Origin of the sequence: Pseudomonas sp. PS01270 (genome assembly GCF_029959775.1) — a bacterium.
Classification (GTDB): domain Bacteria; phylum Pseudomonadota; class Gammaproteobacteria; order Pseudomonadales; family Pseudomonadaceae; genus Aquipseudomonas; species Aquipseudomonas atacamensis.
Map to the genome: position 1 here is coordinate 1 of NZ_JASCPT010000005.1, position 14,689 is coordinate 14,689.

Annotated in this window: 12 protein-coding genes and 3 tRNA genes; all 15 read left to right on the forward strand. The window is 60.9% G+C overall.

The features are described 5' to 3' along the window. The first annotated feature begins 214 nt into the window (after window positions 1–214). A complete protein-coding gene (gene truA / locus QMX86_RS03045; protein ID WP_016773937.1) occupies window positions 215–1,039 on the forward strand; it encodes a tRNA pseudouridine(38-40) synthase TruA in 825 nt (274 codons plus the stop codon). Window positions 1,040–1,103: 64 nt separating this feature from the next. Next, entirely contained in the window at window positions 1,104–1,736 is a 633-nt protein-coding gene (locus tag QMX86_RS03050) for a phosphoribosylanthranilate isomerase (protein WP_024012391.1), read from the forward strand. A 199-nt stretch (window positions 1,737–1,935) separates the two neighbouring features. Further along, window positions 1,936–2,856 (forward strand): acetyl-CoA carboxylase, carboxyltransferase subunit beta, encoded by a 921-nt coding sequence (accD, locus tag QMX86_RS03055; RefSeq protein ID WP_016773939.1) that lies wholly within the window; start codon window positions 1,936–1,938, stop codon window positions 2,854–2,856. Next, window positions 2,853–4,160: a bifunctional tetrahydrofolate synthase/dihydrofolate synthase gene (gene folC / locus QMX86_RS03060; protein ID WP_122751126.1), complete on the forward strand. Its 1,308-nt coding sequence runs from the start codon at window positions 2,853–2,855 to the stop codon at window positions 4,158–4,160. The genes accD and folC overlap by 4 nt, the downstream gene beginning before the upstream one ends. After that, entirely contained in the window at window positions 4,144–4,794 is a 651-nt protein-coding gene (locus QMX86_RS03065) for an SPOR domain-containing protein (RefSeq protein ID WP_122751125.1), read from the forward strand. The genes folC and QMX86_RS03065 overlap by 17 nt, the downstream gene beginning before the upstream one ends. A 98-nt stretch (window positions 4,795–4,892) precedes the next feature. Continuing rightward, window positions 4,893–5,453 (forward strand): CvpA family protein, encoded by a 561-nt coding sequence (locus QMX86_RS03070; RefSeq protein WP_016773942.1) that lies wholly within the window; start codon window positions 4,893–4,895, stop codon window positions 5,451–5,453. Window positions 5,454–5,494: 41 nt separating this feature from the next. Continuing rightward, window positions 5,495–7,000 (forward strand): amidophosphoribosyltransferase, encoded by a 1,506-nt coding sequence (gene purF / locus QMX86_RS03075; RefSeq protein WP_016773943.1) that lies wholly within the window; start codon window positions 5,495–5,497, stop codon window positions 6,998–7,000. Window positions 7,001–7,071: 71 nt separating this feature from the next. After that, a complete protein-coding gene (locus tag QMX86_RS03080; RefSeq protein WP_016773944.1) occupies window positions 7,072–8,283 on the forward strand; it encodes an O-succinylhomoserine sulfhydrylase in 1,212 nt (403 codons plus the stop codon). Continuing rightward, window positions 8,280–9,056, forward strand: coding sequence for an SDR family oxidoreductase (locus QMX86_RS03085; protein ID WP_071171659.1), 777 nt, complete (start codon window positions 8,280–8,282; stop codon window positions 9,054–9,056). The genes QMX86_RS03080 and QMX86_RS03085 overlap by 4 nt, the downstream gene beginning before the upstream one ends. A 176-nt stretch (window positions 9,057–9,232) precedes the next feature. Continuing rightward, window positions 9,233–9,308: transfer RNA gene (locus QMX86_RS03090), tRNA-Val, on the forward strand. A 55-nt stretch (window positions 9,309–9,363) separates the two neighbouring features. Continuing rightward, window positions 9,364–9,440 (forward strand) — tRNA-Asp (locus QMX86_RS03095). A gap of 93 nt (window positions 9,441–9,533) precedes the next feature. After that, window positions 9,534–9,610 (forward strand) — tRNA-Asp (locus QMX86_RS03100). Between the two features lie 477 nt (window positions 9,611–10,087). Next, window positions 10,088–12,919, forward strand: coding sequence for a xanthine dehydrogenase family protein molybdopterin-binding subunit (locus QMX86_RS03105; RefSeq protein ID WP_122700518.1), 2,832 nt, complete (start codon window positions 10,088–10,090; stop codon window positions 12,917–12,919). Next, window positions 12,912–13,451 carry a (2Fe-2S)-binding protein gene (locus tag QMX86_RS03110; protein WP_016773947.1) on the forward strand — a complete coding sequence of 180 codons (540 nt, stop codon included), beginning with the start codon at window positions 12,912–12,914 and terminating at the stop codon, window positions 13,449–13,451. Before QMX86_RS03105 ends, QMX86_RS03110 begins: the two co-directional genes overlap by 8 nt. A gap of 2 nt (window positions 13,452–13,453) precedes the next feature. Beyond that, window positions 13,454–14,689, forward strand: a complete 1,236-nt coding sequence (locus tag QMX86_RS03115) for a cytochrome c (protein ID WP_282386002.1) — start codon at window positions 13,454–13,456, stop codon at window positions 14,687–14,689.

Sequence of the window (14,689 nt, forward strand, 5' to 3'; positions counted from 1 at the left end):
AAGGGTTGTGAGTGCCGTCGTCATCGCTGGCAAGCCAGCTCCCACAGGTTGGGTGCACGCCGCAAATCAATGTGGGAGCTGGCTTGCCAGCGATGGCGGCAGATCATGCGACAGAGAACCTCTGGCATCCCCGGCCCACCGCCTTATAATGCCCGCCTTTGCAAAATCAGCAGGCTGTACCACCTTGGCAAACATAGATAACCCGGTCGCCGAAATGGCGCCCGACGGCTTTTACCGCGTCGCGCTGGGCGTTGAGTACAAAGGCTCGCGTTACAGCGGCTGGCAACGGCAGCTGACCGGAGTGGCGACGGTGCAGGAAGAGCTTGAAAAAGCCCTGTCGAAAGTCGCCAATTCGCCGGTTTCCCTGCAATGCGCCGGGCGTACCGATGCCGGCGTGCATGCCTGCGGCCAAGTGGTGCACTTTGACACCCAGGTTGATCGCTCGCTGAAAGCCTGGGTCATGGGCGCCAATATCAATCTGCCCCACGACATTAGCGTCAGTTGGGCCAGGGTCATGCCGGCGCATTTTCATGCGCGCTTCAAGGCCATCGCCCGGCGTTATCGCTATGTGATCTACAACGATCAGATTCGCCCGGCGCACCTCAATGAAGAAATCACCTGGAATCACCGTCCGCTCGACGCCGAGCGTATGGCCGAGGCCGCGCAGTACCTGATCGGTACCCACGATTTCAGCGCGTTCCGGGCCGGTCAGTGCCAGGCCAAGTCGCCGATCAAGAAGATGCATCACCTGCGCGTGACCCGTCACGGCAAGATGATCGTGCTCGACATTCGTGCCAACGCGTTCCTGCATCACATGGTGCGCAATATTGCCGGTGTGCTGATGACCATCGGTGCCGGGGAGCGCCCGGTGGAGTGGATGAAAGAAGTGCTGGAGAGTCGCGAGCGTCGCTCCGGCGGGGTGACGGCGCATCCATATGGGCTCTATCTGGTGCAGGTCGAGTATCACGACGAATTCCCGTTGCCCGAGCGCTTTATCGGGCCACATTTCCTTACGGGTTTCTCCGAACTTGACGGCTGACGCCCTCGGACGCTTTTGTTACCATCCGGGACGTTTTCGGATTTTGCCTTGAGGTTTTCCTGACATGTCAGCTGTTCGCAGCAAGATCTGTGGCATTACCCGCATTGAAGATGCACTGGCCGCCGTCGAAGCCGGTGCCGATGCGATCGGTCTGGTGTTTTACGCCAAGAGCCCGCGTGCAGTGAATGTGCAGCAGGCAAGGGCGATCATCAAGGCGTTGCCGCCGTTCGTCACCACCGTGGGGCTGTTCGTCAACGCCAGTCGTTGCGAGCTGGGAGAAATCCTCGATGCGGTGCCGCTTGATCTGCTGCAATTCCATGGCGACGAAAGTGCGCAGGAGTGCGAAGGCTGGCATCGTCCGTACATCAAAGCGCTGCGGGTCAAGGCTGGCGATGACATTGCCGCTGCCTGCGATGCCTTCCCCGGCGCCAGTGGCGTACTGCTCGACACCTATGTCGAAGGGGTGCCCGGTGGAACCGGCGAGGCGTTTGACTGGTCACTGATTCCGCAACACCTGAGCAAACCGCTGATTCTGGCCGGCGGCCTGACGCCGGAGAACGTTGCCGACGCGGTAGCACGGGTCAAGCCCTACGCGGTGGATGTCAGCGGCGGGGTAGAAGCGAGCAAAGGCATCAAGGATCACCACAAGATTCGCGCATTCATCAACGCGGTGCGCGGCAATACATCGTCGATGTGACGGCTGGCAGTCTGCCGCCGTCCATCAATGCACTTGCACAAAGCAGGCGCGGCTGAGGGTTGCTGAATCGTACGCAGGTCATGTTTCGCGCTGACCGCGACTGTTCGGCAACCATCGCCACACACATGAATTTAGCTCAAGGGCATACGCGGGGCTGCGAACCAGAGCGTTCGGGCCGCCGGTACTGGAGAAAGAAAGCATGAGCAACTGGTTAGTAGACAAACTGATCCCTTCGATCATGCGCTCGGAGGTCAAGAAGAGCTCGGTGCCTGAAGGTCTGTGGCACAAATGCCCATCCTGCGAGGCGGTGTTGTACCGTCCGGAGCTGGAAAAGACCCTGGACGTTTGCCCCAAGTGCAACCATCACATGCGCATCGGCGCACGTGCGCGCATTGACATTTTCCTCGACCCGGAAGGCCGCAACGAACTGGGTGCTGATCTGGAGCCGGTTGACCGTCTGAAATTCCGCGACGGCAAGAAGTACAAGGATCGCCTGGTTGCCGCGCAAAAGCAGACCGGCGAAAAAGACGCGCTGATCTCGGTCAGCGGTACCTTGCTGGGCATGCCGGTAGTGGTTTCGGCGTTCGAATTCAACTTCATGGGCGGTTCCATGGGCGCCATCGTCGGTGAGCGCTTCGTTCGCGCTGCCAACTACGCACTGGAAAACCGCTGCCCGATGATCTGCTTCGCCGCCTCCGGTGGTGCACGCATGCAGGAAGCGCTGATCTCGCTGATGCAGATGGCCAAGACTTCGGCCGTGCTGGCGCGTCTGCGTGAAGAAGGCATTCCGTTCATCTCCGTACTGACCGACCCGGTCTACGGCGGCGTTTCCGCCAGTCTGGCGATGCTCGGTGACGTCATCGTTGGCGAACCGAAAGCCCTGATCGGCTTCGCCGGTCCGCGGGTAATCGAGCAGACCGTGCGCGAAAAACTGCCGGAAGGCTTCCAGCGCAGCGAATTCCTGCTGGAGCACGGTGCAATCGACATGATCATTCACCGTCAGGAACTGCGTCCGCGTCTGGGTAACCTGCTGGCACAAATGACTGGCAAGCCGACGCCGAAATTCGTCGCCGCGCCGATCGAGCCGATCGTGGTGCCGCCGGTGCCTGCCAACGTATGACCCAGCGCACCCTTGGTGAATGGCTCGCCTACCTCGAGCAGTTGCATCCGTCGGCCATCGATATGGGCCTGGAGCGTTCGCAACAGGTAGCGTCCCGCTTGGGGCTGGGCCAGCCGGCGCCTCGGGTGATCACGGTCACCGGCACCAACGGCAAGGGTTCGACCTGCGCGTTCGTGGCTTCTTTGCTGCGTGCGCAGGGCCTGAGCGTTGGCGTCTACAATTCTCCGCACCTGCTGCGTTATAACGAGCGGGTGCAGCTCAACGGCGTCGAAGCCACTGACGCCCAGCTGTGCGAAGCTTTTGCTGCGGTCGAGGCGGGCCGCGGCGACACTTCCCTGACTTACTTCGAAATGGGCACCCTGGCGGCGTTCTGGCTGTTCCAACAGTCCGCGCTTGATGCTGTGGTGCTTGAAGTGGGTCTGGGCGGGCGTCTGGATACCGTCAATGTGGTGGATGCCGACATCGCGCTGGTCACCAGTATTGGTGTCGATCACGCCGATTATCTGGGCAATACCCGCGAATCCGTAGCCTTCGAGAAGGCCGGAATCTTCCGCCAGGGCAAGCCTGCTCTGTGTGGCGACCTGAATCCTCCGCAACCGCTGCTCGACAAGGCACGCGAACTGGCTTGCCCGTTTTTTCTGCGTGGTCGCGATTTCGATCTCGGCATCACTGAGCAGCACTGGCAGTGGCGCGGTACCGACGCGCAGGGCCAAGCGGTCGAATTGCGTGATTTGCCACTGCTTGATCTGCCGATGGAAAACGCCGCGCTGGCGCTGCAAGCCTATCTGCTGACAGGTTTGCCGTGGAATGCCGAACAGATTGTCGCGGCGTTGCAGGCGACGCGCGTGGTCGGGCGCCTCGATCGTCGTTCGTTCGAATGGAACGGCAAGCGCCTGAACCTGTTGCTGGATGTTGGTCACAATCCGCATGCCGCTGAATATCTCGCGCGACGTCTGGCTGCGCGGCCGCCGGTTGGCAAGCGTTTGGCGGTGTTCGGGTTGCTGGCGGACAAGGATCTCGATGGTGTTGTTGGCGAATTGAATGCTAGTGTCGCGCATTGGGCTGTCGCGCCGCTGGATTCGCCGCGTGCGCGTCCCGTAGCTGAGCTTGAGGCAGCGCTGCAGAACCTTGGTGCTTCGGTTACGTCCTATGCCAGCGTTGCGGCCGCTCTGGAAGGGCAGTGCGCTGAGGCAACCAGCGACGACGAGATTCTGTTGTTCGGATCATTTTATTGTGTCGCCGAGGCCCTTGAATGGCTGGCCCGGCGCTCCACGGAGGAAGCGGCAAATGGCTTTGCTGGATAAAGCGTACAAGCAGCGCATGGTCGGCGCTTTGGTGCTGGTGGCGCTGGCGGTGATCTTCCTGCCGATGCTGTTTTCCCGTCAGGATGAGCAGCGTCAGGTGACCGTCGAGGCCCCGGCTGCGCCTCAGCCTTCGGCCATGCCGCAAGTGCAAATGGACCCGGTCGCCGTGCCTGAGCCCCAGGCTTTGCCGCAAGAACCGGTGCCAACGGACGAAGAGGTCGCTGAAGAAGTGGTGGCTGCTGCTCCGGCCGCCCCGGCACCGACCATCCCGGCGCAGATTGCCCGCCCGGCAACGCCGCCACCGGTGGCCAAGCCGATTCCGGCGCCGGCTCAGCCAATCACCTCCGCAAACAGCAAGCCTGACACCACGCAGAGCCGCGTCGATGCCAACGGTCTGTCGGTGAGCTGGTCGGTGCAACTTGCCAGCCTGTCGAGCCGCGCCAGCGCCGAGAGCCTGCAGAAGAACCTGCGCAGCCAGGGTTATAACGCCTACATTCGTTCGGCCGATGGCAAGAATCGGGTGTTCGTCGGTCCGCTGATCGAGCGTGCCGAAGCCGACCGTCTGCGTGATCTGCTGAGTCGTCAGCAGAACCTCAAAGGCTTCGTTGTCCGTTTTCAGCCTGAACGTGGCTGAAATCTATCACCTCGATTGAAAAGCACTGACAATCGCAGCTTACCGACAGCCATGCGCTCTGCTAAAATGCGCCGCCTTATCCGTCTGTAGGCTGCACTGTGCCATTTACCTGGGTTGACTGGGCGATCGTTGCAATCATCGCCATCTCCGCATTGATCAGTCTGAGCCGCGGCTTCGTAAAGGAAGCGTTATCGCTGCTGACCTGGATCATCGCAGGAGCGGTTGCCTGGATGTTTGGTGGCTCACTGTCCGAGTACCTCGCCGGATACATCGAAACCCCATCGGCTCGCGTGATCGCGGGCTGTGCCATCATGTTTGTCGCCACACTGATCGTGGGCGCAATGATCAATTATCTTATCGGCGAGTTGGTTCGCGTCACCGGGTTGTCCGGGACCGATCGATTCCTCGGCATGGCCTTCGGCGCAGCGCGTGGCGTGTTGCTGGTGGTCGTGGCGGTCGGGCTGTTGAGCCTGGGGCCGGTACAGCAGGACGGGTGGTGGAAAGAATCACAGCTCGTGCCCAAGTTTCTATTGGTCGCCGACTGGTCCAAAAACCTGATACTGGGGTGGAGCAGTCAGTGGCTTGCCAGCGGAATCAGCGTACCCGCTGAGATTCCGTTCAAGGAGCAACTCTTGCCGACGGCGAAAACGCCTCAGTGAGTGCTGTTCAGTTCAGATCCATTAAGTAGGGGTTGCGTCGCATGTGTGGCATCGTCGGTATCGTCGGTAAGTCGAACGTCAATCAGGCGCTGTATGACGCGCTAACCGTGCTCCAGCACCGCGGCCAGGACGCTGCCGGTATCGTGACCAGCCATGATGGCCGGTTGTTCCTGCGCAAGGATAATGGCCTGGTGCGTGACGTGTTCCAGCAGCGTCACATGCAGCGTCTGGTCGGCCACATGGGTATCGGCCACGTCCGTTACCCGACTGCCGGCAGCTCGACGTCGGCCGAAGCCCAGCCGTTCTACGTCAACTCGCCGTACGGCATCACACTGGCGCACAACGGTAACCTGACCAACGTTGAACAGTTGGCCAAGGAGATCTACGAATCCGATCTGCGTCACGTCAACACCAGCTCCGACTCGGAAGTGCTGCTCAACGTGTTCGCCCACGAGTTGGCCCAGCGCGGCAAGCTGCAGCCGACCGAAGAAGACGTGTTCGCCGCCGTGACCGACGTGCACAACCGTTGCGTTGGTGGCTACGCCGTTGTGGCGATGGTCACCGGTTACGGCATCGTCGGTTTCCGCGACCCGCACGGCATTCGCCCGATCGTGTTCGGCCAGCGTCACACTGACGAAGGCGTCGAGTACATGATTGCCTCGGAAAGCGTTTCCCTGGACGTGCTCGGTTTCACCCTGATCCGCGACCTCGCGCCAGGCGAAGCGGTGTACATCACCGAAGATGGCAAGCTGCACACCCGTCAGTGCGCAACCAACCCGTCGCTGACCCCGTGCATTTTCGAACACGTCTACCTGGCGCGTCCGGACTCGATCATCGACGGCGTGTCGGTGTACAAAGCACGTCTGCGCATGGGCGAGAAGCTTGCCGAGAAGATCCTGCGCGAGCGCCCTGAGCACGACATCGACGTGGTCATCCCGATTCCGGACACCAGCCGTACCGCAGCGCTGGAACTGGCCAATCACCTTGGCGTGAAATTCCGCGAAGGCTTCGTCAAGAACCGTTACATCGGTCGCACCTTCATCATGCCGGGCCAGGCCGCACGCAAGAAGTCGGTACGCCAGAAGCTCAACGCCATCGAGCTGGAATTCCGCGGCAAGAACGTCATGCTGGTCGATGACTCGATAGTGCGCGGCACCACTTGCAAGCAGATCATCCAGATGGCCCGCGAAGCCGGCGCGAAAAACGTCTACTTCTGCTCGGCGGCACCTGCGGTGCGCTTCCCGAACGTGTACGGTATCGACATGCCGAGCGCCCACGAACTGATCGCGCACAACCGTTCGACTCAAGACGTGGCCGACCTGATCGGTGCAGACTGGCTGATCTATCAGGATCTGCCTGACTTGATCGAAGCGGTCGGCGGCGGCAAGATCAAGATCGAGCACTTCGATTGCGCAGTGTTTGATGGCAAGTACGTGACCGGTGACGTCGACGAGGCTTACCTGAACAAGATCGAGCAGGCGCGCAACGATGCCTCGAAGGTCAAGACCCAGGCAGTCAGTGCGATCATCGATCTGTACAACAACTGAGTTTCCACCGGCCCTGAGGGGCCGGTTTTGTATCTGATATTTATTGTTCGAGAACAGCAAGGAGAGACAGCATGAGTCAGGAATGGGATGCCGGTCGGCTGGACAGCGACCTCGAAGGCGTAGCGTTCGATACCCTGGCCGTCCGTGCCGGTCAGCACCGCACGCCGGAAGGCGAACACGGTGACCCGATGTTCTTCACCTCCAGTTACGTGTTCCGCACCGCTGCCGATGCAGCGGCGCGCTTTGCCGGCGAAGTGCCTGGCAACGTCTATTCGCGCTACACCAACCCGACCGTGCGCGCGTTCGAAGAACGCATTGCCGCGCTGGAGGGCGCCGAGCAAGCCGTCGCCACGGCAACCGGCATGGCCGCGATCATGGCGGTGGTGATGAGCCTGTGCAGTGCTGGCGATCATGTGCTGGTGTCGCGCAGCGTGTTCGGCTCGACCATCAGCCTCTTCGAGAAATACTTCAAACGCTTCGGCGTCGAAGTCGATTACGTCCCGCTGGCCGATCTGTCAGCTTGGGACGCGGCGATCAAGTCCAACACCAAACTGCTTTTTGTCGAGTCGCCGTCCAACCCGTTGGCCGAGCTGGTGGATATCGCCGCCCTGGCTGAAATCGCTCATGCCAAGGGCGCGCAGCTGGTGGTCGACAACTGCTTCTGCACCCCGGCGTTGCAGCAGCCGCTGAAGCTCGGCGCGGACATTGTCGTGCACTCGGCGACCAAGTTCATCGACGGTCAGGGTCGCTGCATGGGCGGCGTTGTCGCCGGTCGCGGTGAACAGATGAAAGAGGTGGTGGGTTTCCTGCGGACCGCCGGGCCGACCCTCAGCCCGTTCAACGCGTGGATCTTCCTCAAAGGCCTCGAGACCCTCAACCTGCGCATGAAAGCGCATTGCGCGAACGCTCAGGCGCTGGCCGAATGGCTGGAGCAGCAGGACGGCATCGAGAAGGTCCATTACGCCGGTCTGAAGAGCCATCCGCAGCACGAGTTGGCCCAGCGCCAGCAGAAGGGTTTTGGTGCGGTGGTCAGCTTCGAGGTCAAGGGCGGCAAAGAAGGCGCCTGGCGCTTTATCGATGCCACGCGGTTGATTTCGATCACCGCCAACCTCGGCGACAGCAAAACCACGATCACCCATCCAAGCACCACTTCCCACGGCCGTCTGGCGCCCCAGGAGCGTGAAGCGGCAGGCATTCGTGACAGTCTGATCCGCGTTGCGGTCGGTCTGGAAGATGTGGCTGACCTGCAAGCTGACCTGGCGCGCGGTCTGGCGGCATTGTGATCGAGTTGTCCACACCCGCGGCCAACACCCATGGCCGCGTGGCGCTGGTCACCGGGGCTGCGCGCGGTATTGGCCTCGGAATCGCCGCTTGGCTGATCAGCGAAGGCTGGCAGGTGGTGCTGACCGATCTTGATCGGGTGCGTGGTTCGAAAGTGGCGAAGGTGCTGGGCGAGAACGCCTGGTTCATCGCCATGGACGTCGCCGACGAAAATCAGGTCGCGCTGGGCGTGGCCGAGGTATTGGGGCAGTTTGGTCGCCTTGATGCATTGGTCTGCAACGCGGCGGTCGCCGATCCGCACAACATCACCTTGGAAAGCCTCGATCTGGCGTATTGGAATCGGGTGCTGGCGGTGAATCTGAGCGGGCCGATGTTGCTGGCCAAGCACTGTGCGCCTTATCTGCGTGCGCACAACGGTTCGATCGTCAATCTGGCCTCGACCCGCGCGCGACAGTCGGAGGCGGACTCCGAGGCGTATGCGGCGAGCAAGGGCGGGCTGTTGGCGCTGACCCATGCGCTGGCAATCAGCCTTGGACCGGAAATCCGCGTGAACGCAGTCAGTCCTGGCTGGATTGATGCCCGTGATCCCTCGGTGCGTCGCGCCGAACCTTTGGCCGATGCCGATCATGCTCAGCATCCGGCGGGCAGGGTAGGGACTGTCGAGGACGTGGCGGCGATGGTGGCGTGGTTGCTGTCGAGGAATGCCGGGTTTGTCACCGGCCAGGAATTCGTCGTCGACGGCGGCATGACCAAGAAGATGATCTACGAGCAGTGAAAGGCAGCTGCAAGCTGCAAGCTAAAGCAAGACGCTGGTGTGCCTGCTTTAGGTGATCCTGCTTTTTCTTGGAGCTTGCAGCTTGCAGCTAAAACCCGTTTTTGAAAAAAACTCCAATCCTGCTATTGACTTAGCTTCGCCACCTGCGTAAATTTCGCGGCCTCGGAGATGCAAACGGGTGATTAGCTCAGCTGGGAGAGCGTCTGCCTTACAAGCAGAATGTCGGCGGTTCGATCCCGTCATCACCCACCACTCCCGAGAAGCTTGCGCAAGCAAGAGAGTAGGCTGAAAGTGCCTGCACCGACGCGCAGCGGTAGTTCAGTCGGTTAGAATACCGGCCTGTCACGCCGGGGGTCGCGGGTTCGAGTCCCGTCCGCTGCGCCATATTTTACGAGTCAGATTGATCTGGTTCGCGATTGCTAGGCACCGAAGCCGGTAATCAAAACGAGTTACTTGAGCGCAAGCTCAAAGCGATACGCAGCGGTAGTTCAGTCGGTTAGAATACCGGCCTGTCACGCCGGGGGTCGCGGGTTCGAGTCCCGTCCGCTGCGCCATATCTGTTTCAAGGACCACTGAACGCCTTGAAGCGCCGAAACCAGCCATCGGCTGAATCGGATCGATAGCAAAGACCCTGGTCGAAAGACCGGGGTTTTTTGTGTCTGAAATTTGGTTATTCCCCTCTCGAACTCCTGCGCAAATCGTCCTGTAGGAGCTGCGGCACGCTGCGATCTTTTGATCTTGCTCTTAAAAAATCCAGATCAAAAGATCGCAGCCTCGTTTCACTCGACAGCTCCTACAAGAATCTCTGCAAGCCTACTGCGGTGCCACGTCGCATTGATTTTTTTGATTATTTAGTCAGGTTTTTGTAACTGGTTGTTTGCTGTGGGCGCAGAAACCTTTAAAGTTAACCTTTCGGTCAGCTTTGCACTGTCAACACAGCTCTTTGCTTCGCCAGAAAGAGCTTCTGCACGACTCGAGATCCCCAGTAGATAACCACAAGGGCGGACCTATAACCGCCCAGAGGATGATCCATGTCCAACCGTGAAATATCCCGGCGCTCGTTCCTCCAGGGCGGGCTGGTGGCGGGTGTGAGCGTTACGCTTACGCCGCTCAGCAGTCAGGCGCTGGCTGCCTTGATGGAAAACAGCGTCACCGTGCCGTCCGAGAAATGGCTCGGCAATAACGGCAAGGCGCGGCAACGCAACGATGCCTTGTCCAAGGTCTGCGGCAGCAAGGTGTTTGCCCGCGACATCCGCGCCAAGGACATGCCCGGCTGGCCTGAGCAACAGGGTCACGCCATGCTGCTGAAAACCATCAAGGCCGACCGCATCTACGCAGGCTACGACCTGTCGTGGCTCGGCGCTGATCTGCAGCCAGACCGCATCGTTACCGCTGCCGATCTGGACAAGGACGGTATCCACTTCCCCGAAGAGCACGCGCCTGATCCATTGCTGCCGGAAGGCAAAGTGCCGATGTTCATCGGTCACCCGGTAGCGATTCTGATCTGGAACGATTTCGAGCGTTTCCGTCAGGCCAAGAATCAACTCAAATTCAATGACAAAGCGATTCGTTACGGCGCCAAAGTGCCGTTCTACGAAGGCGATCCCTACGGCAGCTTCCGCTACGTGCGCGTCGGCGGCGCGACCTCGGCGGACGAAGACGAGTTCGCCAGCCTCAAGGATTCGATCCTGTTCCCGATGCTGAAGAACCGCCGTCCAGTGTGGAATGCATCGCCGAACCTGCATGGCAACCTTACCGAGCGCGGCCTGTTCTACGCCGATCGCATGAAGCAGGAAATCGACACGCCGCCAGACAACTGGCTGGTGTTCGATGAGCGCTACAAGACGCCGTCGATCGAGCCGGCCGCCCTCGAGCCGGACAACGGCAACGGCTGGTACGACCCGAAAACCAAAACCCTGCATTTCGTCGTGGCGACGCAGTGCCCGCTGGAAGTCGCGACCGAGACCGCGAAGATGATCGGGCCGTCGCGTTTCGGCCTGGCCAATCTGAACATGCACCCGGGCTATACCGTCGGCTATGGCTCCAAAGACCACAACATTTTCGTCTACTACGCAGCCCTGGCCGCGCTGTACGGCGCCGGTGTGCCGGTGCGTCTGGCCAACGACCGCTACGAGCAGTTCCAGAGCGGCATCAAGCGTCACCCGTTCGACATCCGCTACCAGTTAGCCGTGGACAAGAACGACTACACCTTCAAGATTTTCCGCGCGGAAATGAGCGTCGATGGCGGCGGTCGGGTCAACTACAGCCCATCGGTGGCGGCGGTTGGCGCCACCGCAGCGCAGTCGATCTACTACATGCCGCAGAACGATCTGCAGGTCACCGCGTATCACTCGCGCGCGGTCGAGGCGGGTTCGATGCGCGGTTACGGCACTCTGCAAAGCATGGCGGCGACCGAAATGATGGTCGACGAGATCGCCAATCGCCTGGGTGTCGACGCCATCGATTTGCGCCGCAGGAATGCCCTGCGATCCGGCATGAAAAACACCCAGGGCGCAATCCCGGCCGGTGCACTGCGCCTGCATGAAATCCTCGACAAAGCCTCGGTGCACGAAGTCTGGAAAAATCGCGACACGATCAAGCAGCAACGTGAAGCGGCAGACCCGGATAACTGGTACGGCGTCGGTTTCGCCATCTGCCAGAAAGACTTCGGCACCGGCTCCGAAGCGCCGATGGCCAGCATCGAATTCACTGCAGACGGGCGCATTACTCTGCGCCACATCGGTATCGAAATCGGCACCGGCATGTCCACTTCGCAAGCCTTGGTCGTCGCCGATTTCCTCGGCAGCCCGGCGCACGAGGTGAAGACCGGCGAAACCGAATGGCAGGAAATGCAGCTGATCACCAGCGGCAACCCTTACATCATGAGTCAGGCCGAGCAGGACAATCTGCTGCGCAATCCGCGCTGGGTCGGCAAGCTGGCGTCGGCGTCTTCGGCGACCAACTCCGCCTATTACTTCAGTCATGCGACCCGTGAAGCGGCGCGTGTGCTGTTCAACCACGGCTTGTGGCCGGCGGCGCTGGAGATCTGGCGTCAGGGTCCGTACGGCGGCCAGGCCAACCCTTATGTGGTGCGTCGCGAAGATGCGCATTGGATCGACGGCAAGCTGACCGCCAACGGCATGCAGCCGCTGAGTTTCGAAGAGCTGGCCAAGCGCGCCCACGAACGCGGGCTGGTGACGGGCGCCACGGTGCACGGTTTCAACCGTTGGAGCTGGGCCGAGGCTGAATACAGCATCGACGGCGTGCGCGAGCGCCTGCCGCTCGACGGTCTGGCGGTGAAATACGGCGATGGCGCGCCGCAAGCGAAGAAAGCGCAGATGAACAGCGCCGGCTTCCACTTGCTTGATCGGCAGAACGTCAACTACCCGGTGGTCCAGTTGAACAACGCTGCCGTGACCTATTACAGCCCGGTCGCGACGCTGGTCGAGTTGAAGGTCAATAAAGGCTCGGCGGAAGTTCAGGTGCTCAACCACCATTCGTGGATCGAGTGTGGTCGGGTGCTGGTTGAAGAGTTGGTCAAGGGCCAGCTCGAAGGCGGTATCGCCATGGGTATTGGTCATGCGCTGATGGAAGAGATGCCGTTGTACGAAGGCGGGCCGGGGGAGGGTGACTGGAACTTCAACCGTTACCGTCTGCCGATGGCGCGTCACGTTGCGGTGTGGAAGCAGACTGCGGAGATCCTGCCGCCGCTGTCGCCGAGCGATCCGTCCAAGGGCATCGCCGAAGTGGTGATGATCCCGATTGTCGGTGCCATCGGTAACGCCGTGGCGCACGCCATCGGTAAACGTGTTCGTGACTTGCCTATCACCGCTGCGCGCATCAAGGAGGCCCTCAATGGCTAACCGTCCGCTTCAACTGACCCTCAATGGTCAATCCGTCGGCCCGGTGGACATCCCTGATGACCTGCCGATGATCGACTACCTGCACGAATACAAAAACCTCACCGGCTCGCGGCTGGGCTGCGGTCAGGGGATCTGCCACGCCTGCGTGGTGATCGTCGATAACCCAGACGGTACCAGCGAAGAAGTGCGCACCTGCATCACCGGCGCGCACTACTTCGAGGGCAAGAAAGTCCGCACCATCGAAGGCCACGCCACTCGCGACGAGCAGGGTCAGGTCACCGAGCTCAATCCGATCCAGCAGCGCTTTGTCGACGAGTTCGCCTTCCAGTGCAGCTATTGCGCGCCAGGCTTCGTCAACGCCGCGACGGTGTTGGTCGAGAAGCTGCAGCGCCAGCCGATCGTCAAAAGTCAGCTGGAACAGGTGATCGAGGACAGCCTCGGCCATCACGTCTGCCGCTGCACCGGTTACGTGCGTTATTACAACGCCACGCGCAACGTGCTGACCGATCTTGGTCTGGTCAAGGAGGGTTGAGCATGAAGCATTTACTGACCCGCCTGGCCCTCGCGGTCGGACTGGCTGCGCCGCTTATGGCGGCCCACGCCGACGATCAGGTCAAGCGCGGCGAATACCTCGCCCGCGCCGCTGACTGCATGGCCTGCCACACCGCACCGGGTGGCGCGCCCTATGCCGGCGGCCTGCCGATCGTCTCGCCATTCGGCACGATCTACGGCACCAACATCACCCCGAGCAAAGAGCACGGCATCGGTCTGTACAGCGATGATGAGTTCTTCGCTGCGTTGACCGAAGGCAAGCGGCGCGACGGTGCGAATCTGTATCCGGCGATGCCGTACACCTCGTATCACCTGATGCCGCGCGCCGATTCCGATGCGATTCACGCGTATCTGAAAACCATCGAGCCGATCGAACGCGCCGCGCCGGTGACCAGCCTGAGCTTTCCGTTCAATGTGCGTCTGGGCCTGACCGGCTGGAACATGCTCTACGGCAAAGAGGTCAAGCTGGAATCGGCGGAAGGCAAAAGTGAGGCGTGGAAGCGCGGCCAGTACATGGTCGACGTTCTCGGTCACTGCGGCGAATGCCATACGCCACGCGGCCTGCCCGGCGCGATGCAAATGGACAAGCGCATGACCGGCGGCATCCTCAATGGTTATCTGGCGCCGAGCCTGCTGGCCACCGACCTGGCCGCGCGCGGCTGGAATCAGCAGGATCTGAGCACGTTCCTTAAACACGGCATGAGCGCGCAAGGAACGATGTTCAACGAAATGTTCCCGGTGTTCCACAACAGCACTCAGGGTCTGAGCGATGCTGATCTGGCAGCAATGGCAACATTCCTGCTGGGTGAGCAACCGCCGCCAGCCAAAGAGCTCGTCGAGGTGCCGCTCGACAAGCTCAGCCCGAGTGCTCAGCGCGGCCGTCAGGAATATCTGAACGTCTGCGCCGGTTGTCACGCGGCTGGCGGTGAAGGCAAGCCGCACATCGCAGTGGCCATGCGTGGCAACACCACGTTGCGTCTGGAAGATCCGCGCAACCTGTTGCGAGTGATCGAAGATGGCATCGGCGAACAGAAGTTCTCCGGGTTCGAGCACATGCAGCCGATGCCGGGTTTTGCTGAAAAGCTCAGTCCTGAGCAATTGACTGATCTGCTCAACTACCTGCGTCAGGGTTGGGGCGGGCAGGGCGCTGAACTGGCGGTGAGCGAAGTGCAGAAGCTGCAATCCGACGCACCGAGCGTCGAGCACAAGGCCCACTGA